20 protein-coding genes and 1 pseudogene are annotated in these 15,905 nt (G+C 62.2%); 9 read left to right on the top strand and 12 right to left on the bottom strand.

The features are described from left to right. Positions 1–9: 9 nt before the first annotated feature. The 9 genes from SynA1562_RS02910 to sppA form a co-directional block, all read right to left on the bottom strand. On the bottom strand, positions 10–1,500 hold the full coding sequence (locus SynA1562_RS02910) for an AAA family ATPase (RefSeq protein WP_186494679.1): 1,491 nt from the start codon (positions 1,498–1,500) through the stop codon (positions 10–12). Beyond that, positions 1,497–2,033, bottom strand: a complete 537-nt coding sequence (locus tag SynA1562_RS02915; protein WP_186494680.1) for a DUF177 domain-containing protein — start codon at positions 2,031–2,033, stop codon at positions 1,497–1,499. The genes SynA1562_RS02910 and SynA1562_RS02915 overlap by 4 nt, the downstream gene beginning before the upstream one ends. Next, positions 2,030–3,160 (bottom strand): membrane protein insertase YidC, encoded by a 1,131-nt coding sequence (yidC, locus tag SynA1562_RS02920; protein WP_186494681.1) that lies wholly within the window; start codon positions 3,158–3,160, stop codon positions 2,030–2,032. The genes SynA1562_RS02915 and yidC overlap by 4 nt, the downstream gene beginning before the upstream one ends. Before the next feature lie 56 nt (positions 3,161–3,216). After that, the gene (locus SynA1562_RS02925; protein ID WP_186494682.1) at positions 3,217–3,624 is read right to left on the bottom strand and encodes a PH domain-containing protein; all 408 of its coding nucleotides are present in this window, start codon (positions 3,622–3,624) and stop codon (positions 3,217–3,219) included. Next, positions 3,621–4,007, bottom strand: coding sequence for a ribonuclease P protein component (locus tag SynA1562_RS02930; protein ID WP_186494683.1), 387 nt, complete (start codon positions 4,005–4,007; stop codon positions 3,621–3,623). The genes SynA1562_RS02925 and SynA1562_RS02930 overlap by 4 nt, the downstream gene beginning before the upstream one ends. 61 nt (positions 4,008–4,068) lie before the next feature. After that, positions 4,069–4,206, bottom strand: a complete 138-nt coding sequence (rpmH, locus tag SynA1562_RS02935) for a 50S ribosomal protein L34 (protein WP_011363584.1) — start codon at positions 4,204–4,206, stop codon at positions 4,069–4,071. Between the two features lie 46 nt (positions 4,207–4,252). Further along, the gene (locus tag SynA1562_RS02940; RefSeq protein WP_186494684.1) at positions 4,253–4,828 is read right to left on the bottom strand and encodes a DUF2808 domain-containing protein; all 576 of its coding nucleotides are present in this window, start codon (positions 4,826–4,828) and stop codon (positions 4,253–4,255) included. A gap of 75 nt (positions 4,829–4,903) precedes the next feature. Next, on the bottom strand, positions 4,904–5,287 hold the full coding sequence (gene aroH / locus SynA1562_RS02945; RefSeq protein ID WP_186494685.1) for a chorismate mutase: 384 nt from the start codon (positions 5,285–5,287) through the stop codon (positions 4,904–4,906). Next, on the bottom strand, positions 5,284–6,096 hold the full coding sequence (gene sppA / locus SynA1562_RS02950; protein WP_186495268.1) for a signal peptide peptidase SppA: 813 nt from the start codon (positions 6,094–6,096) through the stop codon (positions 5,284–5,286). The genes aroH and sppA overlap by 4 nt, the downstream gene beginning before the upstream one ends. A 53-nt stretch (positions 6,097–6,149) precedes the next feature. Here sppA and SynA1562_RS02955 point away from each other — a divergent pair, with 53 nt between their 5' ends. From SynA1562_RS02955 to SynA1562_RS02965, 3 genes are read left to right on the top strand one after another with little or no spacing between them, the layout of a single operon-like run. Beyond that, positions 6,150–7,091 carry a DMT family transporter gene (locus SynA1562_RS02955; RefSeq protein ID WP_186494686.1) on the top strand — a complete coding sequence of 314 codons (942 nt, stop codon included), beginning with the start codon at positions 6,150–6,152 and terminating at the stop codon, positions 7,089–7,091. After that, complete coding sequence (locus SynA1562_RS02960) at positions 7,088–8,197, top strand: glycosyltransferase (protein ID WP_186494687.1); 1,110 nt, start codon at positions 7,088–7,090, stop codon at positions 8,195–8,197. The genes SynA1562_RS02955 and SynA1562_RS02960 overlap by 4 nt, the downstream gene beginning before the upstream one ends. Beyond that, on the top strand, positions 8,172–10,013 hold the full coding sequence (locus tag SynA1562_RS02965; RefSeq protein WP_186494688.1) for a glycosyltransferase family 39 protein: 1,842 nt from the start codon (positions 8,172–8,174) through the stop codon (positions 10,011–10,013). The genes SynA1562_RS02960 and SynA1562_RS02965 overlap by 26 nt, the downstream gene beginning before the upstream one ends. A 3-nt stretch (positions 10,014–10,016) precedes the next feature. Here the strand turns inward: SynA1562_RS02965 and SynA1562_RS02970 are convergent, their stop codons facing one another. Continuing rightward, a complete protein-coding gene (locus SynA1562_RS02970; protein WP_186494689.1) occupies positions 10,017–10,538 on the bottom strand; it encodes a DUF721 domain-containing protein in 522 nt (173 codons plus the stop codon). A gap of 64 nt (positions 10,539–10,602) precedes the next feature. On the opposite strand from SynA1562_RS02970, the gene SynA1562_RS02975 reads away from it, so the two are divergent. The 5 genes from SynA1562_RS02975 to SynA1562_RS02995 all read left to right on the top strand — a co-directional run bounded on the left by SynA1562_RS02975 (position 10,603) and on the right by SynA1562_RS02995 (position 14,633). Then, a complete protein-coding gene (locus tag SynA1562_RS02975) occupies positions 10,603–11,376 on the top strand; it encodes a PspA/IM30 family protein (RefSeq protein ID WP_186494690.1) in 774 nt (257 codons plus the stop codon). A gap of 56 nt (positions 11,377–11,432) precedes the next feature. Continuing rightward, positions 11,433–11,759: a thioredoxin gene (trxA, locus tag SynA1562_RS02980; RefSeq protein WP_186494691.1), complete on the top strand. Its 327-nt coding sequence runs from the start codon at positions 11,433–11,435 to the stop codon at positions 11,757–11,759. After that, on the top strand, positions 11,746–12,936 hold the full coding sequence (locus SynA1562_RS02985; protein ID WP_186494692.1) for an aminotransferase class I/II-fold pyridoxal phosphate-dependent enzyme: 1,191 nt from the start codon (positions 11,746–11,748) through the stop codon (positions 12,934–12,936). The genes trxA and SynA1562_RS02985 overlap by 14 nt, the downstream gene beginning before the upstream one ends. After that, positions 12,920–13,711, top strand: coding sequence for a biotin--[acetyl-CoA-carboxylase] ligase (locus SynA1562_RS02990; RefSeq protein ID WP_186495269.1), 792 nt, complete (start codon positions 12,920–12,922; stop codon positions 13,709–13,711). The genes SynA1562_RS02985 and SynA1562_RS02990 overlap by 17 nt, the downstream gene beginning before the upstream one ends. A 73-nt stretch (positions 13,712–13,784) precedes the next feature. Then, the gene (locus SynA1562_RS02995) at positions 13,785–14,633 is read left to right on the top strand and encodes a M23 family metallopeptidase (RefSeq protein ID WP_186495270.1); all 849 of its coding nucleotides are present in this window, start codon (positions 13,785–13,787) and stop codon (positions 14,631–14,633) included. A gap of 36 nt (positions 14,634–14,669) precedes the next feature. Here the strand turns inward: SynA1562_RS02995 and SynA1562_RS03000 are convergent. Next, positions 14,670–14,912: pseudogene (locus SynA1562_RS03000) on the bottom strand (winged helix-turn-helix domain-containing protein); the annotation flags it as partial. A gap of 40 nt (positions 14,913–14,952) precedes the next feature. Between SynA1562_RS03000 and SynA1562_RS03005 the strand changes: the two are divergent. Then, positions 14,953–15,570: a HAMP domain-containing sensor histidine kinase gene (locus SynA1562_RS03005; protein WP_186494693.1), complete on the top strand. Its 618-nt coding sequence runs from the start codon at positions 14,953–14,955 to the stop codon at positions 15,568–15,570. Here the strand turns inward: SynA1562_RS03005 and SynA1562_RS03010 are convergent. Then, positions 15,512–15,898 carry a response regulator gene (locus SynA1562_RS03010; RefSeq protein ID WP_186494694.1) on the bottom strand — a complete coding sequence of 129 codons (387 nt, stop codon included), beginning with the start codon at positions 15,896–15,898 and terminating at the stop codon, positions 15,512–15,514. The genes SynA1562_RS03005 and SynA1562_RS03010 overlap by 59 nt on opposite strands. Positions 15,899–15,905: the final 7 nt, after the last annotated feature.

Raw genomic sequence — 15,905 nt, forward strand, 5'->3', positions numbered from 1 at the left:
TACGCCGCGTCAGGCTTCGTTACCTGCAGCAACAGAGGCGGGGCGGGCGCGGCCGCCGGCAGCCCACTGCTGTAGCCGCTCGAGCTGTTCGCTTGCGGTGCGGGACAGGGGGATGAGCTGGGATGCCGCTCCAATCAGATCCGGCTCCGTCAACTCACGGTTGTCGGCAAAGGCCAAATGCATCGCCTCGATCACGGTCTGCTCCAGCTCGGCACCGGAGAAGCCCTCACTGCGGCTCACCACCGTGTCCAGGGGAAGCTTCAGCCCAGGGCGACGCCGTTCCAGATGCAGCTCAAGAATGCTGTGGCGCTCAGAGCTGCTGGGCAGATCGAGCATGAAGATCTCATCGAAACGTCCCTTGCGCAGCAGCTCCGGTGGCAGCTTCTCAACGCCGTTGGCGGTGGCCACGACGAACACCGGGGACTGCTTCTCAGCCATCCAGGTGAGCACGTTGGCCAGAACCCGCTGGGTGGTGCCGCCGTCACTGCGGCCATCCCCCCCGAAGCCCTTGTCGATCTCATCGATCCAGAGCACGCAGGGGGCCATGGCTTCAGCCCGTTGGATCATCTCGCGGGTGCGTGCCTCGCTGGCCCCCACCAAGCCCGCGAACAGACGCCCCACATCGAGCCGCAGCAGGGGCATCGACCAACTGCAGGCGATCGCCTTGGCCGTGAGTGATTTGCCTGTGCCTTGAGGCCCCACGAGCAAAACGCCACGGGGCAGAGGCAGTCCGAAACGGCGTGCATCTTCCGAGAAGGCCCGGTGCCGTTGGTTCAGCCAGGTCTTGAGACCGTCGAGGCCCCCGATGGCTTCCGTGCCCGCATCGCTGCGGCAGAACTCCAGCACCTCGCTGCGGGCAATCGTCTGGCGTTTTTCGTCGAGAACGTCCTGCAGATCCTCTGATCCCAACTGGCCGCGGCGGGCCAGGGCACGGGCGGCCACCTGGCGCACCCGCATTTCGCTGAGCCCGCTGCAGGCCTGAGCCAATTCATCCAGGACAGGAGCTGGCAGGGGGCTGCCGCTGCTGGTGCCGATGCTGCTGATCAGCCGGCGCAGGTCGTTGTTGTCGGGAAGGGGGAGATCCAGCAACGTCAGGCTCTCTTCCAGATCACCGGGGGGTGTCCATTGCCCGCAGCACAGCACCAGGGTGTGCGGGGTGCTGCGCAGGGATGCCTCGAGATTGCGCAGCATCCGGGCCACACCGGGGTCATCGCAGAAACGATGAAAATCCTTGGCAAGCAGCAGGGTTGGGCTGCCCGCATCCCGTTGCTGGAGCCACTGCAGCATGGCCATCGGTTGACGGCTTCCCTGGCCATCGGCATTCACCGGCCCGCTGATGCCATCGATGAAATTCCAGCAGACCAGCTGGCGTGCAAGCCGTTGAGCGGCCTCTCCGAGCAGGCTTTCCACCCGGGCTTCCTCATTGCTGCGCACCCAGATCAAAGGTGTGCGAGCACGCACCAGAAGGTCGAGCTGGTGTCCCCAGGCGGCACTGCTCATGGCTGGTCGATCTGCTGCTGGAGCTGTTGCAGGGCCTGCCAGCGGGGATCGACGTCCTTCGGGTTGGCGTCTGAGGTCACGGGCTGCTGCTGAAGACCTGGTGGGCCTGGGCAGTGGTCACCGCAGTAGTTGACGACGGGCAACAGCAGGTTGAGCTGTTCGAAGGCCCATTGCTGGGGGTCAAATTGACCGCGTGGATCGAGAACATCCACCAGACCTTCCATCTCGGCAACCTCTCCGGACAGCTCCAGTTCGTCGGCCGTCGGTTGCTTGTCTCCCAGCCAGATCAGTTCCGAAGGCGTGCAGCTGAGGCTCTGATTGAACTGATTCAGGCAGCGATCGCAGCAGAGCGTCACGATCGTGCTGAGTTTCCCCTCAACCGCCAAGACGTTGCCGCGATGCTCTGCGGAGACATGGCCTCGCACGAGTGTGAGCGATGGGAGCTCATCAAGCTCACCCTCGACGTCCCAGACTTTCGCGGTGCCGAGGGCCCGGAGCTCCTGGAGGGGAACAGGCTCCAGTGCCTCGATCACTTGCCCTTCGGTTCAAAGGGCAGCCGTGAGCCGCCTGAAGTGGCGGAGACCGTCACCGTTTTCTGGGCCATTTGCTGGTCCAGAATTTTCTGAAGATTGTCGGGAAGTGCCTCTTTGGTGAGGATGAAGGTCTGTAGGCCTTGGAAAATGTTGGCGATCAGCATGTAAAGCAGAACGCCGGCAGGGAGCGGGAAGAACAAAAACATACCCGTGATCATCACCGGAGTGATTTTGTTGGCCGTGGCCTGCTGAGGGTTGGCAGGCATGCCCATGCCCGACAGCAGTTGGGAAATGAACAAGGTGATGCCGAATCCGGCAACGAGAATGGCGATGTCCCAATTGATGGCGCCGTCGGCGTAGAAGCCCACCTGACCAAGGGCCTTGATGAACAGGAAGCCGCTGCGGGCTGCCAGGCCAGGAATCTTGGCTTCAACGGTGGCATCACCGGCGGCGAGGGCCGTGATCGTGCCGTCCTCACTGACGCTGACGATTTCATCGCCCTTGGTCACTGCCCATGTGGGGGCAAAGCGTCCAGGGTTTTCAACATCCGTGAGCACGTCGCTGAAAACGCGGCCGTCCTTCGTGTGAAGGTTCACAGTGGCGCTGTCACCGACGCCGATCTTGGTGCCCCGCGGCAGGCTGGCGATCACCGGCACATGGTCGGTTTCACCGATGAAGATGGAATGGCTGGCGCTGTTGAACGGTTTGGGTTCAACGGCGGCGATCTGGTCCGCCGGCAACACCTTCATGTTCAAGGTGTAGGGGACGTCGGCGAATGGTGATCCCCGCAGGGTTGCAAACAGAGCAAACAGGATCGGCATCTGCACCAGCAGCGGCAGGCATCCCGCCAAGGGGCTGCCGAACTCCTTCATCACATTGCCCAGCTCCTCCTGAAGTTTCTGAGGATTGTTGGCGTAACGGCTTCTGATCTCAGCCTGGCGTTTCTGGATCACCGGTTGGGCAATGCGCATGCGCCGAGCGCTGCGAATTGATCCTGCGCTCAGGGGGTAGAGCGCGATCCGGATCACGAGGGTGAGGGCGACGATGGCCAGGCCATAGCTCGGAACCAATCCATAGAAGAAGTCCAGGATTGGAATCAGCAGGTTGTCGGAGATGTATCCGATCACGTTGAAGAAACGGGGGGGCGGGACGTTGTGAGGCCAGTGTGCATGAACAGCTGCACTCAGGCGGCGAAACCTTCAGTGGTTTTCTCTTGGGCTTTGGCCGCACGGGTGCTGATGCGTTCGAGGATGTAGGCCTCCACTTCCCGGAATCGAGGCATCGAGCGCAGTTCGAGCCTGGCCCCGTCCTTGAGCACCAACACCATGTCTCCCCAGGCACCGAAGCCCCGGGGCACGGTGCGCACCTCGCTGATCTGCGAATACACCACCTGGGTTTTGTCTTTGCCCATCCAGCCACCCGTCACCGAAATGCGACGACTGGTGATGCGGAACCGCAGCCAAAGGGCCCGAACAACAGCCCCGATGGTGAAGGGAAGGCCGATCAGCGTGAAGCCAAGCAGGATGTTGAAGATCAGATCCCCGCGGGCTGGGCCACCGTCGTAGTGGACATCTTCCTGAATGCTGGTCATGGATCCAGTCCGGCGCTTCTCAGAAGACTGTCGCATTCTTCGAGCAACTGTGTGGGTTCGGCTTCCGCGGCTTCCGGGCGAAGGCTGATCAACAACCACCGGCCTGCCAAGTCGTTTCGCCGTTCAAAACGTTGACGCAGGTGGTCATGCAGAAGCCGTCTGAGCCGGTTCCGTTTGACGGAACGCTTGCTCACCTTGTTGCTGATCACCAGGGCGCAACGGCAGGTTCTCTCCTGTATGCCCCGCAACTCCCGGCGAAGCAAGTTGGAATCCGCTGCTGCAACTCGCAGAACCATCAAGGTTCCGTGCTGGCGCTTGGAGGATCGGTGCAAGCGGTTGAAGCATCGATGCCCGCGCAATCGCATGGAGGCGGGAAGGACCATCAACCAATCCTGTTTGGAGGTTATGTGGAAACTATGAATCCTCCGGATTCATACCGCACCATCAAGCGGCGAGGCGGGCGCGGCCGCGCTTGCGACGCGTGCGGATTACGCGACGGCCGGTGTGGGAGCGCATCCGTACACGGAAACCCGAGACGCGCTTCCTCTTGCGGTTTGTTCCCCCGAGGGTGCGCTTGGTCATGGACGTCTCCTGGCTACCGGCCGATCTGAATCTGGGATTTTATCAGTCAGTCCACATCGATCAGCCAGCTGCCGCGGTAGCCGGACATCGGCACATCACCGGGGGCCTGCACCAGGGCGTTGAACTGATACATGCGCTTCCCCTGGGGGTTGAACAGCTTGATGTGAAGTGAGTAGTCCCCGTCTGAAGGCAGCGGCGTATCGGGGAAGACCACGATTTCTGTTTGGTCTTTGTTGACCTCGATCACGGCCGGGATCTCTTCGAGGCACTTGCTCCGGCTCATCATGCTGCCAACGCTGGTGCGGCAAATGCGCATGCGGTGAGGCTTGAGCTTGGAGTCGAAGTAGTCCGGCACGGTGACGGTGAGTTTGAGAATCGCGGTCTTGCGGTCCTTTTCGCGCAGGGTGAGATACCACTCCGAGCGGTCGTTTTCGATGTTGGATGTCTGGTAGTAGTACAGCTTCCGGTAGTCACGATCGTTGTCCCACCGGAATTCCATCAGTCCTGGTGTGCCCTGGGCGTGGGCGATCTGCTCGGGAGCTCCGCTGAATGCTGAGCCAAGCAACAGAGCTGCAGCGGTGCCGGCTCCAGCAAGCAAGCGTCTGGTGGTGGAACGGGCCATAGGAAGGATCTTGATGATGGGATTCTCCTGAGTCCAACCACGGGGCGGTGATCTCAGGGGTCGGAGGCTGATCTGTCAGTTGTGACCAGATCGGTCTGGACGCAGCCGCTGCGCGTCGCCTTGATAGGGATGCACAGGTTGCTGCTCCTGCGGGATCCAGGCGTGGGCCAGCACACGGATGCAGCGGGGGAGGTCGCCTTGAACAGCCATTTGCTGGCAATCCAGCAAGGCCACCGTGTCCCAGCCGGGCCGCCGCCGGGCAATGGCAGCCGGAAAACAGGCGTCGAGATCGGCGGTGACCGAGAAGGTCACCGACACCAGCTGGTTGGGGCTCAGATCATTGCGATCGACAAGGGCATCCATCAGCGCGCTGACCGCCGCTTCGATGGCCTCCGTGCTGTTCTCTATGCAGGTGGTGGCACCGCGCAGGCCTCTCAGAACAAGGGGTGAGCTGGTCATGGGCGGTACAGCCAAAGCACCTGACCGCTTCCCATCAATTCAATCGAAAGGCGCTGCTGCAGTTGATGGAGGAGCTGGGATCCCGGCAGCAAACCACTGAGCTTGCGGCGTTGCTTGCCAAGAGTGACGGGGCGGATGTCGTCCGTGTCGAGATCGGCCAGCTGCGCTGCGAGACGACGGGCATGGTCCTCGTCGCCCAGTTCATCCACCAAGCCCAATGCCTGTGCCTGTTCTCCGCTGAACACCCGTCCATCGGCGAAGCGCTTCACCGTTTCCAGCTCAAGGTTTCGCCCCTGCGCCACAACACCAACGAATTGGCCGTAGCTGCTGTCGATCAGCTCCTGAAGCAATGCACGTTCGGCATCGCTCAGCGGACGATCCGGGGAAAGGATGTCCTTGAACGGACCGCTCTTCACCGTGTCGAAGCGAATCCCGATCTTTTCGAACACCCGCGAGAGGTCGTTGCCCCGCAGGATCACCCCAATGGAACCGGTGATCGTGCCGGGATTGGCGACGATTTTCTCGGCAGCTACGCCGATGTAGACCCCCCCTGAAGCGGAGATGTTGCCGAAGCTGGCCACCACGCGACAGCCCTGTTCCCGGAGCCGCAGCAGGGCTGCATGAATTTCCTGGCTGTCTCCAACCGTGCCGCCGGGGCTGTCAATGCGCAGCAACAGTGCTGGAAATTCCCTCTGCTTCACCTCCCTCAGAGCCTTCAGCACCCGCTTCCGTGTGGCGCCGGTAATGGGGCCATCAACAACGATGCGCGCCATCCGTCGTCGGGATTTTCGCCGCAAGGGCCAGATCATGTTGCGCATCTGCATCGCCCCAGATCTTAAAAAGAGCACCCAAGTGCCCATCCATGCCGTCATCGCGACTCTGGTTTCTGATGGTGTTGCCCTTTGCGCTCTGGGGCACGGCGATGACCGCCATGGCGCCATTACTTGCCAGCGCAGGGCCTTGGCTGGTTGCTGGCTTGCGCCTCGTGCCCGCCGGTTTGGCTCTCTTGCTCTGGGGTCAGTGCACCGGCCGTGGCCTGGCGATCGATTCCCGTGATTGGCTTTGGTTCCTCCTGTTCACCGTGGTGGATGCCACCTTGTTTCAAGGCCTTCTGGCGCTGGGCTTGGAGGGCACAGGCGCCGGTCTTGGTTCCGTCCTGATTGATTGCCAACCTCTGTTGGTGGCCCTGATGGCACGCACTCTGTTCATGGAGTCGATCAATCCCATCGGCTGGATGGGATTGGCCATCGGTTTGGCGGGAATCGTCTGCATTGGTCTGCCCGCTGAGCTGTTGGGACATTGGTGGTTGCTGGCTGATCCTCCGGTGGTGCAGCAGTTGTTTCAGCCCGGTGAGGGCTGGATGTTGCTGGCGGCCGTCGCGATGGCGGCTGGGACGGTGTTGATCCGCTTTGCCTCACGCCACAGCGATCCGGTCAGCGTCACGGCCTGGCACATGGTGCTGGGGGGACTTCCCCTGCTCGGGGTTCATGCCCTGCAGCGCACCGATGCCGGCTTGGCCTGGACGGCAACGGACTGGGCGCGCATGGGGTACGCAAGCCTGCTTGGAAGTGCACTGGCCTACGGATTGTTCTTCTGGTTCGCCAATCAGCGCGATCTCACCAGTTTCAGCAGCCTCGGATTTCTCACCCCTGTGTTTGCCTTGGCCACCGGTGGGTGGTTGCTGGGAGAGCGCCTTGATCTGCTCCAGTGGATCGGTGTCGTGATGGTGCTTGTGTCGGTGATTTTTGTGAGTCAACGTCGCCGGTTCTGGGAGCCCCTGTCGCTTGCGGACCCCTCCTCATGACGGTGTCGCCGCTTCATCTCGTCATCGTCAACACGCCCATCGGTGCCCTCGGCAGTGGCGAGGGTGGAGGTGTGGAGCTCACCCTCCGATCCTTGGTGCAGGGGTTGGTGCGGCGCGGCCACAGGCTCACGGTTGTGGCCGCCAAGGGCTCGACGCTCCCCTCCGACTGCAGCGGAGTTGAGCTGCTGGAGGTGGAGGGTGTGAACCAGCCCAGCTGGCAGCATGCCGCCGAGCATGCGCCGGTCGAAATTCCCCGCAACGGTCTTCTGCCGGCTCTCTGGGAGGCCGCGCTCGATGTAGGTCAGTCCGCCGACGCTGTGATCAACGGTGGGTACGACTGGTTGCCCCTGTGGCTAACGCAACGGGTCAGCGTCAGGATCTTCCACCTCGTGAGCATGGGGGATGTGGCTGCGGTGATGCGTGACGTGATCGAAGCCGTCGCCGCTTGGGATTCCCGTCGTCTTGCTTTTCACACGCACCGCCAGGCCGCTGATTTCCGGCTCCCATCCCCCGCCAACGTCGTGGGTAACGGTTTTGATCTCAGCAATTACACCTTTCAGCGCATAACCGATGGCCCCTTGGGTTGGGCGGGCCGCATCGCTCCGGAAAAGGGTCTGGAGGATGCGGCAGCAGCAGCAGCAGCGTTGGGAGAACAGCTTCTGGTTTGGGGGTTGCGTGAGGACGACGCCTATGCGCGCCAGGTGGAGTCGAGTGTTCCCAAGGGCACGATCGACTGGCGTGGATTTCGATCCACCCAGGAGCTGCAGCAGGAGATGGGCCACTGCCGCGCTCTGATCAACACACCCAAATGGAACGAGGCCTACGGCAATGTTGTGGTCGAAGCCCTTGCCTGTGGTGTTCCGGTCGTCGCCTATGACCGCGGTGGACCGGGGGAGCTGATCTGTTCGGGGCGCACAGGCTGGTTGGTGCCGCCCGACGATGTCGCAGCCCTCACGGAGGCTCTTCGGCGCGTTGACAGCATCGAGCGATCCCACTGCCGCAGCTGGGCTGAGGAGCATGCCTCCTGTGAGGTCTTCAGTCAGCGAGTTGAATCGTGGGTTCGAACAGGACTGATGGCGGATGTCAGCATCAACCCCAGGAGCTGAGGGTCCCTTGTCGGTCAATGTTTCAGGACGCCAGCGACGCCAGGTTCTGGCGCTTGTGCTGACCCTGGGACTCGTCATCACCTTTTGGCGTTTGGGATCCACCGGCGTGGTGGATGAAACTCCGCCGTTGTTTGCCGCAGCCGGGCGGGCCATGGCTGACACCGGCGACTGGCTGACGCCTCGGGTGAACGGCTTGCCCCGTTACGACAAACCGCCCCTGGTGTACTGGCTGATGGGGTTCGGCTATGCCTTGCCCGGACGCGAGGTTTGGGATCCTCTCGGCAGTTGGGCGGCACGGCTTCCTTCCGCCCTGGCCTCTGTCGGGCTGATGCTTGGCCTCGCCGATACCGTGCTGCGTTGGCCGTTTTCCGGCGATGCGCGTCCGCGTTTAACGGCACTGATTGCGCCGCTGGCGTTTGCCTTCTCGCCCCTGGTGCTCGTCTGGAGCCGCACCGCAGTGAGTGATGCTCTGCTGTGCGGCCTGCTGGGTCTCAGCCTGTTGTTGCAGTGGCGGCGTTTTGCTGCCCCCCAAGAGGTGGCCTGGTGGCCGGCCTGGGTGATCCTCGGATTTGCAGTACTGGTCAAAGGGCCTGTCGCTGTTGTGCTGTCAGGGCTCGCTCTGCTGATGTTCGGAGCGTTGCGACGGGATCTCGTTCAGCCTTGGCGGAGGCTGCGCCCGCTGCCCGGGTTGCTGCTCACCGCTCTGATCAGCCTTCCCTGGTACGCCCTGGAGTTGCTGGTGGAAGGACAGCCCTTCTGGGACAGCTTTTTCGGCTACCACAACCTTCAACGCTTCACTTCCGTGGTGAACGATCACCTCCAGCCCTGGTGGTTTTTCGGGCCGGTGATGCTCGTGGCTGCCCTGCCCTTCACGCCTTACCTGCTGTTGGGGCTGGCGCGGGTGCCTCGATCACGGATCGCTCCGGAGCATTCGTTGCATCAATTCGCAGCTTGCTGGCTGTTGGCGGTGCTGCTTCTGTTCACCACCGCAGCCACCAAGCTCCCCAGTTATTGGTTGCCGGCTACCCCCGCGGCGGCTCTATTGGTGGCCCAGGCAACGGTGAGCTCCACGGTGGGCTCATCGCGCTGGCAACGGATGGCCTGGGGCGCCTGCCTGATGCTGATCGCGGTCCTGGCCGCTGGGTTTTGGCTGGGATCGCTCTGGGTCCCCCTAATCGACGATCCGGAGATGCCAACGCTGTCGGTGGATTTGCTGGCCTGCGGTTTGTTGAAGTGGGCTGCGGTCTGGTTCAGCGCTGCCGCCGCCCTTGGAGCCGTTCTCTTGCTTCAGCGCCGTGCTGCCGCTCAGGCCTTGCTGGCCCTGCAGGGCTGTCTGCTCGGATTTCATCTCACGGCTCTGATCCCCATCGCCGAACTCGCCGATCGTCTGCGTCAGCAACCGGTGCGCGACGCGGCCTCGCTGATGCTGTCGCAACAGCGCAGTGGAGAGCCCATGGTCATGGTTGGCGCCATGAAGCCTTCGCTGCACTTCTACACAGGGCAGGTGATCCTCTACGAAGGCCAATCCGATGGGGCGTTGGTCAACATTGCGGATCGCCTGGCCCATGAACAGCGGCGCGGCTGGAGTGGATACCCCCTTGGAAGCCCTGGTGCATCAAGCACTGTGCTGGTGCTGATCGATCGCGGCACGGCAGCACGGGATCATTGGAGCGACCTGCAGCCTGTGCTCCTCGGCCAGATCGGGATCTACGACGTGTGGCGTCTGGACCGCAGTCGCCTTGAGCAACGGGCAGAAAACCTCAAGGGCGATGGCGTGGATGCCGACTGGCGGGAGCCGCGCCCAGAGCGGTACTGAGCCTTAAGACGGAAACAAGGTCTGGCGATGGCAAAAACCGCAGTGACCCCAGAGCTTGATTTCTCCGTTGGGCGCTGGTCTGCTGCAGTCCGGGCATGTCCCCATGCCATGGACATCGGTGCGGCTCGGATGCTGGGCCCAAATGCTGGCTTCGCTCTCCAGTACCGCGGATTGAAGGGGGTGGTGTTGCTGAATGCGCAGATCACGCACCGCGTGGCCGGCTTGATGCAGGGCGCTGATCAGTTGAGGCTTGTTGTAGAGGAGAGCCTGGCGCCATTGGGGATGACTGGCTCCCACGGTCAGTACCCCGCGTTGCAGTGATAGGGGGCGGCAGTGCGGTGCCAGTTGGGCTCCCGCAACTCTCGGCCAGTCCTGCCAAAGCGCCGCCAAGTGGTCATCTTTGCGCCACTCTTTCTGCAGCGCGCTCAGGCAGGTTTGCAAGGGTTCCGCCGGCGCTGGTGCAGCTGACTGGAGCAGCTCCAGGCCCGGTAGGCGACGACGTTGTGACTCAGGTGCAACCGCCATCCATCGATCCTAGGCAGAACTGCTGCAGGAACCTCGCTAATCTCAGCGCGTCTGAGGCCAAGTCATGGGTTTCTTTGATCGGCTGAGCAGGCTGGTTCGTGCCAACGCCAACGCTGCCGTCAGCAGCATGGAGGACCCGGCCAAGATCCTCGATCAATCCGTCGCTGACATGCAGGCGGATTTGGTCAAGTTGCGGCAGGCCGTCGCCCTGGCGATTGCGAGTCAGAAACGACTGACCAGCCAGGCTGAGCAGGCTGCAGCTCAATCCAAGACCTGGTACGAGCGTGCTGAGCTGGCGTTGAAGAAGGGTGAGGAATCCCTGGCTCGGGAAGCATTGACCCGCCGCAAGACGTTCCAGGAGACAGCAACCTCGCTGACGGCCCAGGTGCAGGCCCAAGACGGCCAAGTGGAATCGCTCAAGAAGAGTCTGGTTGCCCTCGAAGGAAAGATCGCTGAGGCCAAGACCAAGAAGGACATGCTCAAGGCCAGGGCCCAGGCGGCCAAGGCCCAGCAGCAGTTGCAGAGCGCCGTTGGCAGCATCGGCACAGATTCCGCCATGGCGGCCTTCGAGCGGATGGAGGAAAAGGTTGAGGCCCTGGAAGCCACCGGTCAGGCTGCGGCTGAACTGGCTGGATCTGATCTGGAGAGTCAGTTCGCGGCTTTGGAGAGCGGTGGTGGCGTTGATGATGATCTCGAGGCGTTGCGCGCTCAGCTGAAAGGAGGCCCGGAAGCCGTTGCTCTCCCCGCATCCGAGGCCTCCGAGGCCGTGAAGCCCGTGCAGGTGGAAGAGGTGGATGCTGAACTCGAAGACTTGAAACGATCCATCGACAAGCTCTGATCAACCGAGGAAAGTCCTCCGGCTTTCCATAGGATCAGTTCAGTCATTTGAGTGCCTTGGCTGGAGCTGTTGCCGATTTCACCGACGCTGGTTTTGAACGTGAAGTTCTCAAGGCTTCCGGCACGGTCCTCGTCGATTTCTGGGCTGCCTGGTGCGGCCCCTGCCGACTGATCGCTCCGTTGATGGATTGGGTCGCCAGTGATTACGGCGATCGTGTCAGCGTCGGCAAGCTCGAGGTGGATGCCAATCCCCAGACCCGTGATGCCTATGAGGTGCAGGGCATTCCCACGCTGATCCTCTTCCGCAACGGTGAAGTGGTGGCGCGGCATGAAGGGGCCATCGCCAAACCGCAGCTGCAGTCCTTCTTGGATGCCAACCTCTAAGCGGCTTGCCTCGCTGGGCAACGCTGTTTTTGCCCGTGTTGACGCTGCCAAGCAGGCTTATCGGCTCCAGACCTCTTCTTCAGAGCGACCGGATCTGGTGGATCTCTCCATTGGATCGTCTGATCTCCGGCCGCCCACGGCATTGTTGGAAACCATGGCCTCAGCGGTCATGGCGTCCAACAGCAGCTCCTATTGCCTTCAGGCCGGACTGAGGCCTTTTCATGCCGCAGTCGCGGACTGGTGTCGCCATCGCTTCGACGTTGCGGTGGATCCTGATCATGAGGTCCAGTTGTTGGTGGGATCCCAGGAGGGAACCGCCCACCTGCCGTTGGCGTTGCTTGATTCCGGTGATGCTGCTCTGCATCTGGACCCCTGTTATCCGTCTCATACCGGTGGATTGCACCTGGCAGGAGCCCGGACCAAGGCCTTGGCCCTCTCCCCTGAAAACGACTGGCGGCCGGATTTGTCGACCATCAGCCCCCAGCTCTGGGATCAACTGAAGCTGTTTGTTTTGGGGTATCCCCACAACCCTTCAGCTCGGGTGGGGGATCAGGAGGATCTCAATCGCATCACGGCGATTGCGGCCCGGCACGACGTGGTGATCGCTCACGACAATCCCTATGTGGATCTCGCCCTGGATGGAGAGCCTCCCGCTCTTCTGCAGGCTCCGAGCTGGAGGGAGTGCGGCATTGAATTCTTTTCCCTCTCGAAGGGCTGGTGCCTTGGGGGATTCAGGCTCGGTTTCGCGGTTGGTGCTGCACCGCTGATTGCCGCCCTGCGTCGCGCCAAGGCCGTCATCGATTTCAACCAGAGCCTGGCTCTGCAGCAGGGTGCGATCCAGGCCTTGCAATGCTTCCCCGATTGGCCGCGGCAACTGCATCCGACCTATCGCGAACGACGGGATCGAGTGGTTGAGACCCTCAGGGCACGCGGTTGGTCGGTCCCCTGTCCAGAGATGGCGATGTACCTCTGGTTCTCCTTGCCTGATGCGGCCCAACGTCGGGGTTGGAGTGATGAAGATGCCGCCAGAGAACTGCTTCAGCGCAGTGGTGTCGCCTTGACCCCTGGGTCTGGGTTTGGTGGCGGCGGTCGTCAGTGGCTGCGCATGGCGCTGGTGCGGCCGGTGAATGAGTTGGTGGACGCTGCATCGCGTCTGGCGGATGCGATGGATGACTGATCCACGCCTCCCTCAGCATCGATGCCCACACCGCGGTGGTGGACGGTTGATGGCGATGTATCGCCGCCTCGCTGGTGCGTCGGCACGCCACTGGACCATCCGCCACGTGCCTGTGTGCAGCAGCACGGAGCACCTGCTGGGGACCTGGTTGCGCGATCAGCCGTCGTTGATGGGGCCTCGCGCCGTCATTGCCACCCACCAACGCCGGGGAGTCGGCCAGTGGGGGCGCGCCTGGGTTTCTCCGCCAGGTGGTGTCTGGATCAGTGCTGCCTTGCCCTGGCGGAGCCATGGGTCTGGTCAGGCCGGCTTGCTTGGCTTGGCGCTGGCCCTGTCGGTGGTGCAACGGCTGGAGCAGCGGGGCCTTTCGGTTCAGATCAAATGGCCCAATGACCTGCTCGTGAACGGCCGCAAATTGGCGGGCCTTCTGCCTGGGGTGGTGCAGCGTGGCTCCCAGCTGCGTCTGCTGCGGATCGGTCTGGGCCTGAATGTGCGGAATGCAGTTCCTGGTCATGCCATAGCCCTGCGAAAGCTGGAAGGCCAGCAGGCTGCGGATCCGATCCGGTGGACGGCGGAGGTTTTGCTGGCCTTCGATCACTGTCACGGCATCGGAGGCGATGGGGCCTGGTGCCTCGATGGCGTTCAGGCCCGGCTCTGGTCCGATCAGCTCGTCCATCCTCAAGACGGTCAGATCTGGAGGATTGCTGGCCTTGAACGCGATGGAGGGCTGCAGTTGCGTCAGGGTTCAAGGACTGAAACCTGGCGCCGCTGGCCCTGAGTTGGTGTCCCATCCATAGGATTTCCCGGCGAAACCGTCTTGTCCCTTGCTTGCTTGGTTCGCGCTGATCTGGATGTTGGTTCCAGCCGCGGCTGCGCAGGGTTTTGATCAGTCGCTCGATGGTCTGGTTCGCCAACGGGTGATCACGTCCCAGGAGCGCAAGCTGCTCCGGGGCGGTGGCGCGGCGGTTCCCATAGAACGAAGCCGTTTTGAAGAGGCCTGTCGCACCGGTGCTCTGTCCCGCCAGGACTGCGCTTCCGGAGTGGCCAGGCGTTCGCCGGGGGCACCGGCTTCAGCACGGGTTCGCTTGATCCCCTCCCGCCAACCGTTGCGTGTTCCCGTGTCAGCGCTTCTCGCCCGCGATGGCGGCACCTTTCGGCTGGAATCCGTCTTTGCGGTCACGCCCCGTCCGCTGCCCACCCCCGGCAATGGCGACCGTCAACTGCTCTTCCCGGTGGTTGGAGACGCTTTTAAAAGCAGTGGGTTCGGTTGGCGTCTGCATCCGATCCTGGGGAGCTGGCTGATGCATGCCGGGCGGGACTTTGCAGCACCGGAGGGCACGCCGGTGGTGGCTGCGCTTTCGGGGCAGGTCTTAAGCAGTGGTCTTGCCGGTGGCTATGGCGTCGCCATCGAGCTGGAACACACCCAGCCTTTGCGCCGCACGCTCTATGGCCATCTCTCGGAGATCTATGTGCGACCCGGTCAGCCGGTGCGCCAGGGAGAGGTGATTGGCCGCGTCGGCAGCACAGGCCTCAGCACAGGGCCGCATCTGCATTTCGAGTTGCGCACACCATCGCGGGCCGGTTGGCAGGCCGTTGATCCAGGGGATCTGGATCTTTCCTCGGTGATGCATGCCAACAAGGATCCTGTCTCGCTGCTGCTGGGCCAGGTGTTGCGCAGTCTTGAACGCGATCAGCCCTAGCCCAGAGCTGAAGCGACTCCGCGCGAAACAGCGACGTCAGTTTAATTGTTCCCTGAGGATGAATCCGACACCGCGCACGGTGTGGATGAGGGTTGGCGCATCGTCCAGTTCGACTTTTTGACGCAGGTAGCGGATGTAGACGTCGAGAAGATTGTCGTCCCCATAAAAATTTTCTCCCCAAACACCGTGCATGATTTCCTGGCGTTCAAGCACGCGGCCTGCGCTCCGCATCAGGAAATTCAGCAGGTCGTATTCCTTCACCGACAGTCGGATTGCTCGGCTGCGTGCTCTCCCGGAGGCCGTCAGCTCCCGGCTCACGATGGCCCGCGAGGAAATGGCGCGGATCCAGAAGTTGCTCGGGCATCTCTCGCTGCTCACACGCCTGGAGGTGGATCCGGATGTGGTCAGTTGTGGCGACCACCTCCTGGTGCCGCTGCTTCAGCGCTGGTATGAAGCCTCTCGGGAGCTGGCGCCGAGTCTCCAGCTGAAGGGTCTGGAACGGGGGGATGAACTGGTGGTTCAAACCGACCCTCGGGCCTTGATGCTGGCGTTGGATCAGTTGCTCGACAACGCTTGCCAGCACGCCAATCGATCCATGCCGATTCAGCTCAGCCTTGCTGGGAGTGACGGGCTCGACCATTGCATCCTGGAGTTCGCTAGTCAGAGCCTTGACGCTCCTGTGGCTTCGGAGGATCTGGAACGCTGGTCTGCACCGTTTTTCCGGGGCAAGCCCGAACGGGATGGTCAAAGGGTGGAGGGCCCTGGTTTGGGGCTCGCCTTGGCGAGCGAACTGGTGAGGGGGTGTGGAGGAACGCTGGAGCTCCACCAGAAGCCCTCATCGGAGGGAACCACCACGATTGTTCGGTTGCGACTGAAAGTCAGAACATCGAACGGGTCTGGAGCAGTTGCGGCAGCTGTTCGAACAGATCCGGCTTGAGCACGTAGGCCTCGGCTCCGTTCGCCAGAGCTTCGTGTTTCTTGTCGGCATCATTGAGAGCCGTCACGATCACCACCCTCAGAGCAGGCTGGGAAGAGGCCTGGAGCTGCAGTTGTTTCAGGCAGGCCAGGCCGTCCATGCCGGGCAGCATCAAGTCCAGCAGCAGAAGATCGAAACGATCAGAGCCGGCTTCGTCGAGAAAGTCTTCTGCGGATCCGAAGCAGATGCAGGCGTGCCCCTCATCGGTGATTTCAGCACTGATCAGCTGCTGAATGCGCGGGTCATCCTCCACGACTGCAACACGAAGAGCCTTGGGGGTCTCCTCCATTAGCGCA

The sequence above is a fragment of the Synechococcus sp. A15-62 genome (genome assembly GCF_014280075.1).
Classification (GTDB): domain Bacteria; phylum Cyanobacteriota; class Cyanobacteriia; order PCC-6307; family Cyanobiaceae; genus Parasynechococcus.

Bases quoted from the DNA above. Each gene is read 5' to 3' on its own strand.
- aroH (WP_186494685.1), bottom strand. From the start codon at position 5,287: ATGACCAGCTCACCCCTTGTTCTGAGAGGCCTGCGCGGTGCCACCACC.
- SynA1562_RS02910 (WP_186494679.1), bottom strand. From the start codon at position 1,500: ATGAGCAGTGCCGCCTGGGGACACCAGCTCGACCTTCTGGTGCGTGCT.
- SynA1562_RS02955 (WP_186494686.1), top strand. From the start codon at position 6,150: ATGCCGTCATCGCGACTCTGGTTTCTGATGGTGTTGCCCTTTGCGCTC.
- rpmH (WP_011363584.1), bottom strand. From the start codon at position 4,206: ATGACCAAGCGCACCCTCGGGGGAACAAACCGCAAGAGGAAGCGCGTC.
- SynA1562_RS02975 (WP_186494690.1), top strand. From the start codon at position 10,603: ATGGGTTTCTTTGATCGGCTGAGCAGGCTGGTTCGTGCCAACGCCAAC.
- SynA1562_RS02925 (WP_186494682.1), bottom strand. From the start codon at position 3,624: ATGACCAGCATTCAGGAAGATGTCCACTACGACGGTGGCCCAGCCCGC.
- SynA1562_RS03010 (WP_186494694.1), bottom strand. From the start codon at position 15,898: ATGGAGGAGACCCCCAAGGCTCTTCGTGTTGCAGTCGTGGAGGATGAC.
- SynA1562_RS02940 (WP_186494684.1), bottom strand. From the start codon at position 4,828: ATGGCCCGTTCCACCACCAGACGCTTGCTTGCTGGAGCCGGCACCGCT.
- SynA1562_RS02930 (WP_186494683.1), bottom strand. From the start codon at position 4,007: ATGGTCCTTCCCGCCTCCATGCGATTGCGCGGGCATCGATGCTTCAAC.
- SynA1562_RS02985 (WP_186494692.1), top strand. From the start codon at position 11,746: ATGCCAACCTCTAAGCGGCTTGCCTCGCTGGGCAACGCTGTTTTTGCC.
- SynA1562_RS02990 (WP_186495269.1), top strand. From the start codon at position 12,920: ATGCGATGGATGACTGATCCACGCCTCCCTCAGCATCGATGCCCACAC.
- SynA1562_RS03005 (WP_186494693.1), top strand. From the start codon at position 14,953: ATGGCCCGCGAGGAAATGGCGCGGATCCAGAAGTTGCTCGGGCATCTC.
- SynA1562_RS02970 (WP_186494689.1), bottom strand. From the start codon at position 10,538: ATGGCGGTTGCACCTGAGTCACAACGTCGTCGCCTACCGGGCCTGGAG.
- SynA1562_RS02965 (WP_186494688.1), top strand. From the start codon at position 8,172: ATGTCAGCATCAACCCCAGGAGCTGAGGGTCCCTTGTCGGTCAATGTT.
- sppA (WP_186495268.1), bottom strand. From the start codon at position 6,096: ATGATCTGGCCCTTGCGGCGAAAATCCCGACGACGGATGGCGCGCATC.
- SynA1562_RS02960 (WP_186494687.1), top strand. From the start codon at position 7,088: ATGACGGTGTCGCCGCTTCATCTCGTCATCGTCAACACGCCCATCGGT.
- SynA1562_RS02995 (WP_186495270.1), top strand. From the start codon at position 13,785: ATGTTGGTTCCAGCCGCGGCTGCGCAGGGTTTTGATCAGTCGCTCGAT.